Origin of the sequence: Micromonospora sp. C28SCA-DRY-2 (genome assembly GCF_030519475.1) — a bacterium.
In the GTDB taxonomy this organism is placed as follows: Bacteria; Actinomycetota; Actinomycetes; order Mycobacteriales; family Micromonosporaceae; genus Micromonospora.
This window is the reverse complement of record NZ_JAUMKD010000005.1, coordinates 449,796-462,871: the sequence shown is the minus strand read 5'-3', so window position 1 is coordinate 462,871 and position 13,076 is coordinate 449,796. Positions and strand designations below refer to the sequence as shown.

At 75.0% G+C, this 13,076-nt stretch carries 12 protein-coding genes; all 12 read right to left on the bottom strand.

From position 1 onward, the window contains the following. Positions 1-298 precede the first annotated feature (298 nt). The gene (locus Q3W71_RS22805; protein WP_302921435.1) at positions 299-1,471 is read right to left on the bottom strand and encodes a peptidoglycan DD-metalloendopeptidase family protein; all 1,173 of its coding nucleotides are present in this window, start codon (positions 1,469-1,471) and stop codon (positions 299-301) included. A gap of 122 nt (positions 1,472-1,593) precedes the next feature. After that, positions 1,594-2,403 carry a class I SAM-dependent methyltransferase gene (locus Q3W71_RS22800; protein ID WP_302921434.1) on the bottom strand — a complete coding sequence of 270 codons (810 nt, stop codon included), beginning with the start codon at positions 2,401-2,403 and terminating at the stop codon, positions 1,594-1,596. After that, positions 2,384-3,208, bottom strand: a complete 825-nt coding sequence (locus Q3W71_RS22795) for an ABC transporter ATP-binding protein (RefSeq protein ID WP_302921432.1) — start codon at positions 3,206-3,208, stop codon at positions 2,384-2,386. Before Q3W71_RS22795 ends, Q3W71_RS22800 begins: the two co-directional genes overlap by 20 nt. Next, positions 3,208-3,951 (bottom strand): ABC transporter ATP-binding protein, encoded by a 744-nt coding sequence (locus tag Q3W71_RS22790; RefSeq protein ID WP_302921431.1) that lies wholly within the window; start codon positions 3,949-3,951, stop codon positions 3,208-3,210. Before Q3W71_RS22790 ends, Q3W71_RS22795 begins: the two co-directional genes overlap by 1 nt. Beyond that, a complete protein-coding gene (locus tag Q3W71_RS22785; protein ID WP_302921430.1) occupies positions 3,948-4,961 on the bottom strand; it encodes a branched-chain amino acid ABC transporter permease in 1,014 nt (337 codons plus the stop codon). Before Q3W71_RS22785 ends, Q3W71_RS22790 begins: the two co-directional genes overlap by 4 nt. After that, entirely contained in the window at positions 4,958-5,851 is an 894-nt protein-coding gene (locus Q3W71_RS22780) for a branched-chain amino acid ABC transporter permease (protein ID WP_302921429.1), read from the bottom strand. The genes Q3W71_RS22785 and Q3W71_RS22780 overlap by 4 nt, the downstream gene beginning before the upstream one ends. Next, the gene (locus tag Q3W71_RS22775; RefSeq protein ID WP_302921428.1) at positions 5,848-7,041 is read right to left on the bottom strand and encodes an ABC transporter substrate-binding protein; all 1,194 of its coding nucleotides are present in this window, start codon (positions 7,039-7,041) and stop codon (positions 5,848-5,850) included. Before Q3W71_RS22775 ends, Q3W71_RS22780 begins: the two co-directional genes overlap by 4 nt. A gap of 48 nt (positions 7,042-7,089) precedes the next feature. Then, a complete protein-coding gene (locus Q3W71_RS22770; protein WP_088994396.1) occupies positions 7,090-7,494 on the bottom strand; it encodes a roadblock/LC7 domain-containing protein in 405 nt (134 codons plus the stop codon). 17 nt (positions 7,495-7,511) lie between these two features. Beyond that, complete coding sequence (locus Q3W71_RS22765; protein WP_302921427.1) at positions 7,512-9,872, bottom strand: nitrate- and nitrite sensing domain-containing protein; 2,361 nt, start codon at positions 9,870-9,872, stop codon at positions 7,512-7,514. A 263-nt stretch (positions 9,873-10,135) separates the two neighbouring features. After that, positions 10,136-10,609 (bottom strand): helix-turn-helix transcriptional regulator, encoded by a 474-nt coding sequence (locus Q3W71_RS22760; protein ID WP_302921426.1) that lies wholly within the window; start codon positions 10,607-10,609, stop codon positions 10,136-10,138. A 258-nt stretch (positions 10,610-10,867) separates the two neighbouring features. Further along, positions 10,868-12,151, bottom strand: coding sequence for a cytochrome P450 (locus Q3W71_RS22755; protein WP_302921425.1), 1,284 nt, complete (start codon positions 12,149-12,151; stop codon positions 10,868-10,870). A gap of 439 nt (positions 12,152-12,590) precedes the next feature. Continuing rightward, positions 12,591-13,019, bottom strand: coding sequence for a hypothetical protein (locus tag Q3W71_RS22750; protein ID WP_302921424.1), 429 nt, complete (start codon positions 13,017-13,019; stop codon positions 12,591-12,593). Positions 13,020-13,076 lie beyond the last annotated feature (57 nt).

Below are 13,076 nucleotides of genomic sequence, written 5' to 3'. Positions count from 1 at the left end.
TGTGTCCCGACACTACTAACTTGCCTTCGACGTGTCCAGACCTTTCGCTGACGCCGCCAGTACTTTTCTCCAGACAGACGAAAGTGCGTAGCGTGCCACGCCACGGCGGCGTTACATCCCTGCTCCGTCCGGTCCGGACGGTCGTCGGGACCACCGCCGGACCGCCCGCGCGATGACAGCGGCCGGCGGCACCGATGGTGCCGCCGGCCGTTCGGAGAGCTGTCGTGCTACGCCGGCCAGGACCGGGCGGATGGCGCCCGGCATCCGCGCCGAACCGCGGGCCGGGGTCGGGCTCGGCTCAGCACCAGCCGTTGACCGGGCCGTTCACGCCGGTCCAGAGGTACGCGTCGGAGACCCAACTGCCGTCGGTGAGCCGGTCCCAGAGCGCGGTGGCGCCGTACCGGCCGGTGTGCGTGGTGCCGTTCGCCGAGCAGGAGACGCTCACCGTGGCGCCGTCGGCGAGCGACCCCAGCGCGGCGTAGCCGGTGCCGGGGCCGGCCCGGCGGGTCAACGTGCCGCCGCCGTTGGCGTCCACCACCGCCTGGGTGAGGCCCAGGGCACCGTAGTTGTGGAGAGCCCCGCCGGCGCCCACCCAGGCCGAGCCGTGCCGCGCCCCGCCCTGGTAGGCCGCCGCACCGTTGCCGAACACCCACTTGCCGATGTCGTGCCCGGCGATCGGCACGTACGAGCTGTTCTGCCGCAGCCCGAAGTGGACGTGCCGGCCGTAGGCGGCCCCGCCGCAGGTGACGTCGGTGCCGGTGTAGCCGAGATACGCCCCCTGGCCGACCGCGGCGCCGTTGACCGAGATGCTGCTCCACAGGTGGTAGTAGTCGGTCGAGTAGCCCCGGTCGTGGATCACCCGGATCCAGCCCTGGCACATGGTGTACGCGGTGCCCGCCCGCGCGGCGCGGACCACCTGGTCGCCCCCGGAAAGGTCGATCGAGCTGTACGGCGTCTCGCTGCCGCCCCAGCCGTGCGGGCCGCCGCCGAGGGTCCAGGTCTGCCCGACCGCGAACGGCAGGGCCATCCCGGTCCGGTAGTCGCCACCGGCGTACATCGGGCTCGGCGCGGTGCCGAAGACCGCCTTCTCCGCCGCGTTGACCAGGGGCGACTCGGCGGCCAACGCGGCGAACCCGGGCTCGCCGTCGAACGCCACCCGCCAGGCGCCGGCCCGGCCGTGCGCGACGAAGACCCCGCCGACCGGATGCGCGTCCTCGGTACGCGGCGCGACCGCGACGGCCGTGCCGAACGCCCAGCGGCCGTCCCGCCGGGTGACCGTGATCCGGGTGTCGGGCCGGTTGGCCGCCACCGCCCCGGCCACCCGGGCCTGCCCCAGCAGCTTCGCGGTCACCGCCGCCTCGACAGTGCCGCCGGCCGGCGCCGCCACGGCGGTGTGCACCGTGGCGGCCAGGACCAGGCCCGCCGTGGCCAGCGTCGCGGTGGCGAAGCCGGCCCATCGTCGTGGGTTCATCATTGCCAACCCCTTTTCATAGAAGGTTGTCGCTGCATGATGAGCCGACGATAGGTAACCGATCGAAGAATGTCTACGCGCCGGGTCGGGCACGGTGAAGGTATGTTTCGGCGACCGGCGGGTCACCCCCCGACCGGGCGACGACCCCGGGTCGAGACGAACTGGTAGGACATCACCGCGAACCCCGGGTCGCGCAGCAGCTTGCGGAACGCCTCCAGCTGGCCGGGCGACAGCCCCGCGTCGAGCAGCTCCGGCTCCAGCTGCCGGGAGTTCGTCCCGTACAGCGAGGCGCCGACCGAGCCGCCGGCCCAGCTCTGCGAATGGGTCACCGTGTCCACCTCGACCAGACCCGCCGCGGCCAGCTCGGCGTGCACGTCCTGCGCCCAGGCCAGGTCCGCGCCGTGGCTCTGCAGGATGCCGAGCATCGCGTCGGTCACCTGGGTGAAGAGCTTCGCCGCGTCGTCGTTCGGCGCGGTCAGCACCCGCAGCGGCGCGGTGCAGTCGAACTCCTCCACCACCAGCCACCCACCGGGGGCCAGCGCGGCGGCCAGCGCGCCCAGCACCCGGCGCCGTTCCGGCAGGTGCAGCAGCACCAACCGGGCGTGGATCAGGTCGAAGGCGTCCCCGGGCGGCGGGTCGGTACGCACGTCGTGCCGGCGTACCTCGAGGTTGGCCGCCGGGGCGAGGTGCCCGGTGTCGATGTCGGTCGCCAGCACCCGACCGGCCGGGCCGACCGCGCGCGCCATGGCCCGGGCCACCGACCCGCCGCCGGCGCCGATCTCCCAGCACACGCCGCCCGGGGCGAGCAGCGGCGGGGCGATCCGGGCGGCCGTGATCGGATCCAGGAACGACTCCAGCGCCCGCAGCTGGGGCACCGCCTCCGGGGAGCCGTTGTCGAAGGTGTACTCGGTGTCACGGATGTCTGTCGGCATCGTCGCTCATCCCTGTCGAGAGTGGTCGGGTCAGCTGCCCGGAGCCGGCCCAGAGCCCGGGCACCGGTCGGGGAGCCGGCGGCTCCGCGACCGCGGCGACGCTGAGCATCGCCGCCAGCGCGCCCGGGTCGGCCCGGGCCTCGTCGGCGGGACGGTCGTAGACCACCCGGCCGTACTCGAGCACCGCGATCCGGTCCGCGACCGCGATGGCGTGTGGCAACTGCTGCTCGACCAGCAGCACGGTCAGCCCGGTCCGGGCCAGCGCGCCGACCAGGTCGCGGATGCGGGCCGCCAGCTCGGGGGCGAGCCCTTCGCACGGTTCGTCGAGCAGCAGCACCCGGGGCTGGCCGAGCAGCGCCCGGGCGATCGCCAGCATCTGTTGCTCGCCACCGGACAACTGGTCGCCACGGTGGCGCAGCCGGACCGCCAAACGGGGCAGCAGCTCCAGGATCCGGGCGACCGTCCAACCCTCGCCGCCGGGCGTCGCGGCCCGCCACGGTGCGGCGGCCAGGGCGAGATGCTCGGCCACGGTCAACCGGGAGAAGACCCGCCGGCCCTGCGGGACGAGACCGACCCCGGCCCGGGCGATCCGGTGCGGCTGCCGGCCGGCGACCTGCGTCCCGCCGATCTCGATTCGCCCGCCGGACGGGCGCACCAACCCGGCGACGGCGTGCACCAGGGTGGTCTTGCCGGCGCCGTTGCGGCCCACCACCGCCTGCACGGTGCCGGCCGCCACCTCGAGGCTCACCTCGTGCAGCACGATCCCGCCGGCGTAGCCCGCGCAGAGCCGCTCCGTCCGCAGCATCAGGCCACCCCTTCCGCGTACGCCTGCCGGACGGGGTCGGAGGCGCGGATCTGCGCCGGCGTCCCGGTGGCCAGCGGCCGGCCGTCGCGCAGCACGGTCACCGTGTCGCAGAGCGCGTACACCAGGTCCAGCCGGTGCTCCACCAGCAGCACCGCGACGGCGCGCGGCAGCTCCCGGAGGAACTCCGCCAGCCGCTCGACCTCGCCGGCGGACAGCCCGGCGGCGGGCTCGTCGAGCAGCAGCAGCCGGGGACGGCCGGCCAGCGCCATGGCGATCTCCAACTGGCGGCGCTGCCCGTGGGCGAGCCGACCGGCGGGGACCCCGGCGAGTTCGGGCAGCCCCACCCGGGCCAGCAGGGTGGCCGCGGTGCGCTCGGCGGCGCGCCGCCTGCCGCTCGGGCGCCACCGGCCGGGCCGCACCGCGTGCGGCAGCGCCGCGACCACGACGTTCTCGGCAGCGGTCAGCGTCTCCCAGACGGCGGGGCGCTGGTGGATCCGGCCGATGCCCCGCCGGGCCCGGGCGGCCGGGCCGAGCCGGGTGACGTCCCGGCCGGCGAGCAGCACCCGGCCGCCGCCCGCCGGGATCGCTCCGCCGAGCACGCCGAGCAGGGTGGTCTTGCCGGCCCCGTTGGGTCCGATCAACGCGTGCCGCTGGCCGTGGTCGATCCGCAGGTCCACGCCGTCCAGCGCGGCCAGCGACCCGTAGCGCACCGTGACGCCCCGGGCGGAGAGCAGCGGCGTCATGCCCGTGCTCCCGTCGGCGCGGGCCGCTCCCCGGCGGCGCGGCGGGTGCCGACGTCCGGCAGCAGCCGGCCCCGCACCGGCGGTGGCCGGTGCCCGCCGCCGGGCAGCAGGTAGACCGTGACCACGAAGGCCAACCCCAGCACCAGCGGCGCGTGCCCGGGGAGCGCGCCGAACAGCCAGTCCCGCCCGGCGACGACGAGCACCGCGCCGACCAGGGCGCCGCCGACCGACGCGGCGCCGCCGATCACCACGCCGAGCAGCAGCAGGGCGGACGTCTCGAAGCCGAAGTCGGCCGGCGAGAGGTACTGCTGGGCGACCACCAGCAGGGAGCCGGCGGCGCCCGCGACCGCCCCCGCGGCGACGTGGACGCCGGCCACCTGGAGCGAGACCCGGTGCCCGCTGGCCCGCAGCCGCGCCTCGTCGTCCCGGCCGGCGCGCAGCAGCAGCCCGACCCGGGTTCGCAGCACCAGCAGCACCAGCCCGACCAGCGCGGCGACGACCACCAGCGTGTACAGGTAGCGGGCCCGGTCCGTGGCCAGCACCGGCATCCCCCACAGTGGACGGACCTGGGCGATGCCGGCCAGCCCGTCGGTGCCACCGGTCACCGAGCGCCACCGGCCGACGAGGACCACGGCGAGCTCACCGACCGCCAGGGTGATCATCAGGACCACCACGCCCCGGGCGTGCACCACCAGCGGGACGGTCACCGCGGCCAGCGCCGCCCCGGCCACCGCCGCGACCGCCAGGTGCACCACCCCGACATCGGAGACCTGCCCGCCGAGCACCGCACTGGTGTAGGCGCCGGCCGCGTACGGGGCGGTCTGGCCGAGGGTGGGCAGCCCGGCGACGCCGGTGAGCAGGGCGACGCTCACCGCCACCAGGCCGAGCGCCAGGGTGCGGGCGAGCAGCGCCGCCGTGTAGTCGTCGACCGCCCACGGCGCCAGCACCAGGCCGGCCAGCACGGCGGCGGCCACGCCGCGGCGCAGCGCGCGGACGGCCTGCTCCCTCACGTCGTCCTCCGGGTGGCGGCCAGGCCCCGGGCCCGCACCGCCAGCACGGCCGCCATCGCGGCGAAGAGCAGGAACGGGGCGGCCGACGGCGCGAGCGCGACGCCGAGCGTCTGGATCTGCCCGACGGCCAGCGCGGCGAGCAGCGTGCCGGTCATCGAGCCGAGACCGCCGAGCACGACGACCACCAGCGACAGCAGCAGCACCACGTCGGCGGTGTCCGGCCCGGGCCCGATGATCGGCGCACCGAGCACCCCGGCCGCCCCGGCCAGCGCCCCGGCGGCGGCGAGCACGCCGACCCGGATCCAGGTCGGGCTCACCCCGAGGACGGCCACCATCTCGGCGTCGTCGACGGCCGCCCGGACCAGCATGCCTGCCCGGGTGCGGCGCACCGCGAGGTGGAGCAGGCCGGCCAGCAGCGCGGCGACGACGATGAAGACCAGCCGGTACGCGGCGTAGCGGTGGCCGGCGACGACCACCGACCCGTCCAGCGCGGCGGGCACCCGCACCGGCTGGTCGTCCGGCCCGAACGCCCGCACCAGCAGGCTGCCGCCGACCAGCGCCAGCCCGAAGGTGAGCAGCGCCTGGGTGAGGTGGGTGCGCGCGGCCACCCGGGTGAGCAGCCCGGCGACCAGCGCGCCGGCCGCGGTGGCGGCGATCACCCCGACCGCCAGCGCCAGCAGCAGGCTCGGCCAGCCGCCGTCGAGCAGGGCGGCGGCGGTGTAACCGCCGATCGCGTAGAGCGTGCCGTGCGCCAGGTTCAGGATGCCGGCGACGCCGAAGCAGAGCACCAGCCCCGCCGCGGCGACGAACACCAGCAGCCCGTAGGCCACCCCGTCCAGGGCCGGTACCACGTACGGGTCGATCGGGATGTCGACCGCCACCGCGCTCACCCGCCGACGGTGGCGAGGTCACCCACGACGGTGTTGGACAGCGCCCGGCCGTCCTGGCGCACCTGGCGCAGGTACCACTTCTGCACCGGGGCGTGGGTGGTCGGCGAGAACTGCCAGGTGCCGCGCGGGCTGGCGATCTGGCCGAGCTGACCGATGGCCGCGTTGACGCTCTCCGGGGTCGGGTCGTCGCCGGCGGCCGCGATCGCCCGGTCCAGCACCGCCGCGGCGTCGTAGGAGGCCATCGCGTACGTCGTCGGCGAGCCGTCGTACCTGGCCTTCCAGGCGGCGACGAAGGCGCGGTTCTCCGCGTTGTCCAGGTCGGGCGAGTAGTTGAGCACCGAGTAGATGTCCCGGGCGGCCTCGCCCTGGGCGTCGAGCACCCCGCCCTCGGTCAGGAAGCCGGCGGCGTACAGCGGCAGGTCCCTGATCTCGGACTGGGCGTACTGCTTGACGAAGTCGACGGCCGCGCTGCCGGCGTAGAACGTGTAGACGGCGTCCGCGCCGGAGGCCTTGATCCGGGCGAAGTACGGGGTGAAGTTGGTGGTGGTCGGGAACGGCGTGAAGGTGGTCTTGCCGTCCGGGTTGGCCAGCGTGCCGCCGACCTTGACGAACGTGTCGGTGAAGCCGCGCAGCTCGTCCCAGCCACCCTGGTAGTCCGGGCCGATGGCGTAGACGCTGCCCTTGACGTTGTCCCGCACGTGCTGGGCGATCGCCTCGCCCGGCTCGTCGGAGAGGTAGGAGGTGTGCCAGATCCGGGACACGTCCTTCAGCTCCGGCCGCCCGTTCGAGCCCACGAACGGCACCCTGGTCTCGTTGAGCAGCGGGTAGACGGCGGCCACCGAACCACCGCCGACGATGCCGGTGAGCGCGAGCACGCGATCCTGCTTGAGCAGCTTGGTGGCGGCGGGCACCGCGGTCGGCGCCCCGTTGCCCTCGTCCGCGACGATCAGGTCCACCTTCCGGCCGCCGAGCTTGCCGTCGTGGGTGGAGAGATAGAGCTCGAAACCGTCGCGGATCTCCTTGCCGACCGCCTGGTAGGTGCCGGACAGCGACGCCAACAGGCCGATCTTGATGGATCCGTTCGGGCCGGCGCCCGGCCCGTCGTCGGCACAGCCCGTCGCGGCGAGCAGGACGAGGGCGAGCAGCGCCGCGGTGCGGGCACGGCGACGCCGCGGGGTGGTCAGGGACATGTCTTCTCCTACGGGGGGATGGAAGCGCCGGCGTGGGGGCGCCGGGGGTCAGCGGCTGCGGGCGAGCGCCGCGCGAGCCGCCGGGGTCAACGCGTCGCCAATGCGGTTCGCCAGCTCGGTCATCTCGTAGGAGACCTTGCCGACGTCACACTGCGGATCGGCGAGCACGAGCAGGGAGGCGCCGTCGTTGAAGGCCATGGAGAACATGAAGCCGCCCTCCAACTGGGTGACGTTGGAGATCACCGCGCCGGCGTCGAAGAAGGCCGCCGCGCCGCGGAGCAGGCTCACCAGCCCGCTGCCGGTCGCCGCGAGCTGGTCGGCCCGGTCCGGCGGCAGGCCCCGGGTGGCGGCCACCATCAGCCCGTCGGCGGAGATGGCGATGGCATGGCTGACCTCGGTGGCGCGCTCGGCGAAGGCGTCCAGCAGCCAGCCGAGATCCTGTTGGTCGGTCACGTGCTCTCCCTGTCGGATCAGTTGTTGATCAGGTTGGGCCGCCGGGCCGCCACCCCGCGCGCGTACGCGGCCATCGCGGTGGCCACCTGGGCCGGATCGCGGTACTCGGACCGCTGCCGGGGCACCGTGACGCCGCCGGGCACCAGGTGCCGTTGCGGCTGCCGGCGCGGCAGGCCGGAGGTGGTGGTGGCGGCGACCTCGGGCTCGGTCGCCCGGGCGGCCGTACGCCAGGCGTCGTCGGCCGGACTGGCCCAGGCCGTGCCGTTGCCGTGGTCGGCCTGGAACCAGTGGTTGACCTGCTGGAAGATGACGAGCTCCTCGGTGGGCGCGTCATCGCGCGGGGACGGTGCGGGCCGGAACACCGGCGCCGCCGGCAGCACCCGGTCGGTCGTCGGTGCCCCGGCCCGCGGCTGCGGGACCGCCCCGTACACCGGCTCGGCCACGGTGGTGCGGGCCGCGCGCCGGGACGGTCGGGTGGGGGTGAGCAGGAACTCCTCCGGGGGCAGCGGCCGGATCATCGTGCCCGGCAGCGCCGCCTCGGCGATGGTGCCGCGGCGCGGGCCGGGGCGGAGCTGGACGGCCACGCCCAGCCGGGCGGCGAGGTGCCCCACGACCACCAGCCCCATCGCCCGCACGGCGGCGACGTCGATGGCGGGCGGGCGGGCCAGCAGGTCGTTCAGCTGCTGCCGCCGCTGCGGGGAGAGCCCGACGCCCTCGTCGCTGATCTGGACGATCACCCGGTCGCCCAGGCTGCGCCCGGTCACCCACGCCTCGGTCTCCGGTGGGGCGTACCCGGTGGCGTTGTCCATCAGCTCGGCCAGCAGGTGCACGACCTCGTCGACCGCCTCGGCCGCCACGGCCACGTCGCCGTCGACCATGCCGAGGCGGATCCGGGCGTAGTGCTCGATCTGGCTCTGCGCGGCCTGGAGCACCTGTTGCAGCGGTACGTCGTGCTGGCGTACCCGACCGACCCCCACCCCGCCGAGCACCAGCAGGCTGGCGTTGATCCGTCCCATCCGGGTGGCCAGGTTGTCCAGCGTGTACAGCTGGTGCAGCCGCTCCGGGTCGGTCTCGTCCTGCTCGACCTTGTCGACCTGGGCGAGCACCGCGTCGACCAGCCGCTGCTCCCGGCGGCTCAGGTGGATGAAGATGTCGGCGGTGTTGGCCCGCATCACCGCCTGCTCCGCCGCGGTACGCACGGCCGCCCGGTGCACGGCGGTGAACGCCTGCCCCAGCTCGCCGATCTCGTCGTCGCTGGACGGTTCCAGGGCGTCGGCGGCCTGGCGGCGGGCCAGTTCGTCCGGGTCCACCGAGGAGCTGTCCGGGTGCTGGAGCCGGGCCACCACCTCGGGCAGCCGTTCGAACGCGACCGCGTTGGCGGCGTCCCGCAGCCGGCGCAGCCGCCGGGTGATCTGGCGGGCCACCGCCCAGGTGACCAGGGCGGTGAGCAACAGGGCCAGCACGGCGGCGGCCGCCTCGACCACCGTGCGCCGCCGCTGGTCCGCGTGCGCCGCCCGGATGTCGTCGAGCACCGCCGCGTCGACCTGCTGCCGCAGCTCGGCCAGGCGGATCGACCACTGCTGGGTGGCGGTCACCCAGGCGCCCAGGTCCAGCCGCAGCCGGTCGCCCGACGGGGTGCGCGACACCTCGTCCTGCATCCGTTGCAGCACCAGGGCGTCCTCGCCGCTGCCGGCCCGCTCCCACCAACCCCGCCAGGCCGGTCGGGCGAGCGCCAGGAAGTCGAGGCTCGCCTCGGTGAAGCCGGTGCGGGCGGCGGTGATGTCCTGCTGCATGGCGGGGGTCAACTGGTCGGCCGCCACCGCGCGCAGCACGGCGACCTGCTGCTGGCCGACCGCCTCGGCCACCGTGGACAGCGCCGCGGAGGCCCGGATGCCGTCGGCGATCCGGGCGTTGACCACCCCGAGGGTGACGCTCTCGCGGAGGTTGAGCAGGTCGGCGATGGCGATCCGGTAGCTGAAGGTCATCGCCGACACCGAGGCGTGCGCCGCCGTGCGGACCTGGGCGCGCAGCGGCGGCAGTCCGTCCAGCGCCGCGTCGATCCGGGGCAGGACGGCCTGGTCGGCGGCGGCTCCGGCGGGGACCCGGTCGCGCTGCCGGCGGTAGCGGGCCGCGGCCGCGTCGGTGGCGGCGGTGGCATCGGCGAAGGCCTCCTGCTGCTCCGGTGCGCCACGGGTCAGCAGGTCGGCGGCGACGATGCGCTCGTGTTGCAGCCGGTGGGCCAGGTCGCCCGCCTCGGCGCCGAGTTGCGCGAGGTGCCCGAGGTCGCTCGCCCGGGCCGTCTGGCGGGCGCTCTCGGTCAGCGCCAGGCCGGCGAAGCCCATCACGGCGACCAGCGGGGCCGCGACGATGAGGCGCATCCGGCCGGCGATCTTCCAACCGCGGCGGCGGGTCGGGTAGGGTCGGGCCGCGTGGGACCTCGTGCTCGACGCCAAGACTGACTCCCGCGCTCATCTACGACGGTCTATCTGCACCTTGCCGATTGCACGTTTCATTGCGCCGGAACCCGGGCGTCCAGACCAGACCTGACGGTGGTACAAACAGCCCGTACCAGCATCTGTACCCACAGTCAGCGGCGTTGGCGGAGCCGTCGGCCCCCGGGCGGCGCAGACTCCCGCCGAGGTCAGCCCTGGCCGGTCCGGCCGCCCGACGGGTGCGGCGGGGCGTCCGGCTCCGGCTGGCCGCCGAGCACCTGCCCGATCAGCTCCCGCAGCTCGTCGATCGCCGCCACCACCGCCTCCGGGTCGCGCGCGTCGCGCCGGGGCGCCGGTGGCACGACGGCCGGGTCGAGCCGGGCCACCTCGCCGAACCGGGGGCCGCGCCGGCCGTCCGCCGCCAGTTGCTCGGCGGCGACCTGCGGCCACAGTGCCGCCAGCCGGCCGCCGGTGCCGAGCACCTCGTCGCAGCGAACGGCGAACTCGTGGCTGCCGAACCGGCGGCCGGACTCGACGGCGGCGACCGTCTCGCGGCTGAACCGCACCCGCTCCGCCAACGCCCGCTGGGTGAGCCCCTGCCGGGTACGCCACCTGCGCAGTTCGGAACGGAACTGGCGGCTGGCGCCGGCGTGCGCGGCGCTCGACGGGGGCGTGCGATCCATGTGCTCACCTTCACGACGCCGGCGGTGCGGCGTCGGCATCAGATCGAGGTTGGGCGATGAGTAGCCGTTCGCAGGGGACAATTCTTAACCCATCGGGCGACGGGTGTGAAGACGCGACTGCGGAGCGTGGTCGTGCGGCGGCGGGTGCCGCGACCCGCCGGGCCGGGTCGGACCGGCCGCGGTCCGCCGCGGTCGCCGCACCGGCGCGGACGCTCGGCGCGACTCCTGCCGCAGGTCAGCGTCGACATGCCGGCCCGGTCAGGCCGCCGGCCGCCCGGCGGCGGGCACCGGCGGTCCGCCGGCCGGCAGCGCCGGGTCGATGATCACCGGCAGTTCCCGGTGCGCGCGGAACGCGACGTTGGGCTGGAAGGACCGCCGGTGGTCGGCGGTCAGGCGCAGGCCGGGCAGGGCCTCCGCGAGCCGGGCCAGCGCGATCTCGCCCTCCAGCCGGGCGAGTGCCGCGCCGATGCAGAAGTGCGGTCCGTGACCGAAGGACAGGTGGTCCCGGCCGTCCGGCCGGTTCGGATCGAACCGGTCCGCGACGGTGAACACCGCCGGGTCCCGGTTGGCGGCGCCGATCAGCAGCAGGCAGCGCGCTCCGGCCGGGATGGTGACCCCGCTCAGCGTGACCGGCCGGTTCGTCACCCGCAGCCAGCCGTCGATGGCGGGCGCGAACCGCAGCGTCTCGGTCAGGAACGCCGGGATCAGCCCCGGGTCCTCGACGATGGCGCGCCACCGGTCCGGACTGGACAGCGCCTGGTCGAGCGCGTGCGCGAGCAGCCCGGCCGTGGTCTCGTGCCCGGCGACCAGCAGGTTGAACATGATGCTCGACACCTCGGCCACGGTGAGCACCTCGTCGTCGCCGTCGCGGTACGCGAGCACCTGGCTGACGTAGTCGTCGCCGTACCGGCCGCTGTCGAGCCGGGCCCGCACGAGGTCCTGGCAGTAGTGCCAGAACTCCAGCAGTCCCTGCGCGAGCCGAACCTGTTCGGCCGGCTCCGGGCACCCCCAGATCAGCGCGATCTGGCCGTCCGCCCAGGCGCGGACCCGCCCGATGTCCTCCTCGGGAACGCCGAGGAGGTCGAGCAGGACCAGCAGGGGCAGTTCGGCGGTGAACTCCTGGACCAGGTCCGCCCGCCCATCGGGACGGGCGGCCAGGCGGGACACCAGCTCGTCGACCCGGCGGCGGACGATCTGGCCGTAGCGCTGCTCGACCCGGTCCGCGGTGTTGGCGAACGTCGCGCGCAGGGCCCGGCGGGTACGCGGGTGCACCGGCGGATCGGCGGCGGCGGTCGTGGGCGGCGCGTCGATCCGTACGACGATCTCCATCGCCTCCGGACAGACCTGGTAGACCGGGGCGAGGGTGAGCGCGTTGCCGAAGGTCTCGACGTCACCGAGCGCCCGGCGCACGTCGGCGTGCCGGGTGATCAACCACAGCCCGAGGTCCGGGTCGTGGTGCACCCCGCCGGGGGTGTCGAGGATCCGCCGCCACACCTGCGCGGGATCGGCGAGATACGCCCCGGCGAACGGATTCAACCGCATGACCGCCTCCTGAAGTGCTCTGACGGCGAGTGAATTCGGGAGTCACCGCCGACCGGAGACCTTCACGGTGCGGCAATTCCGAAGGCAAGTCAAGATTTGTGTTCGTCAATGTGAAACGCGGTGGGAATTGCGCATGTCTTTCATTGCGCAGCCCTTGCCATCGTGCAAGTTGCGGCCTGGCGCTTGCGCGCCGTCACCGCTCTGAGCAGCCCAAACTACCAGACGGCGACGGCACGTCCGACGCCCGTTCTTCGACGGTGGCAGCAGCGGTCCGTCCGCCGCGAGCGGGATGTGGTCACCTACGGTGGGTCAGCGGCTATCCGCGTCCCGTTCCGTGGCCCGACCGCCTGCCATCGACCAATGCGACCGGCGCAATCACTTCTTGAAAAGGGGGGCGGGGCCGGTCGGGCGTGTCGGCGTTATGGCCGCCCGACTCGGGTCAGCCGATCCTCCGCGGCCCGGACGGCCCGGCCGTCGCCCCGTCGGGCTCGGCGGTCGGCCGCCGGCCGGCGCGCAGCAGCCAGCGCCAGCGCGGAAGCTCCGCGGCCACCGTGGCCACGGCCAGCACCGTCACGGCTATCGCGACGCCCCGGGGCCACGCGACCCACGCCGACCAGGCGGCGGCGACCAGTTGCAGCACCACCAGGGCGATGGTGACCACGCCGGGCACCGGCACCAGCACGTGCGGCTTGTCGCCGGGTGTCGCGAAGACGGTCGGCAGACCCACGAGCAGCGCCACCGCGGCGACCGCCAGCGGCACCGAGTACCCGGCGAGCGCCCACGGCGTCGCCACCCAGGCGATCAGTTCGGTGCCGAACCGCAGCGCGGAGGCCAGTCCGGGACGGTTCGGCGAGGTCTGCTCGGTCACCGCGCGAGTATGGCCGCCGCCCGCCGCCGGCATCCAGCCGGGCCGACCGCTGGCACA

Bases quoted from the DNA above. Each gene is read 5' to 3' on its own strand.
- Q3W71_RS22805 (WP_302921435.1), bottom strand. From the start codon at position 1,471: ATGAACCCACGACGATGGGCCGGCTTCGCCACCGCGACGCTGGCCACG.
- Q3W71_RS22800 (WP_302921434.1), bottom strand. From the start codon at position 2,403: ATGCCGACAGACATCCGTGACACCGAGTACACCTTCGACAACGGCTCC.
- Q3W71_RS22795 (WP_302921432.1), bottom strand. From the start codon at position 3,208: ATGCTGCGGACGGAGCGGCTCTGCGCGGGCTACGCCGGCGGGATCGTG.
- Q3W71_RS22790 (WP_302921431.1), bottom strand. From the start codon at position 3,951: ATGACGCCGCTGCTCTCCGCCCGGGGCGTCACGGTGCGCTACGGGTCG.
- Q3W71_RS22775 (WP_302921428.1), bottom strand. From the start codon at position 7,041: ATGTCCCTGACCACCCCGCGGCGTCGCCGTGCCCGCACCGCGGCGCTG.
- Q3W71_RS22765 (WP_302921427.1), bottom strand. From the start codon at position 9,872: ATGCGCCTCATCGTCGCGGCCCCGCTGGTCGCCGTGATGGGCTTCGCC.
- Q3W71_RS22760 (WP_302921426.1), bottom strand. From the start codon at position 10,609: ATGGATCGCACGCCCCCGTCGAGCGCCGCGCACGCCGGCGCCAGCCGC.
- Q3W71_RS22755 (WP_302921425.1), bottom strand. From the start codon at position 12,151: ATGCGGTTGAATCCGTTCGCCGGGGCGTATCTCGCCGATCCCGCGCAG.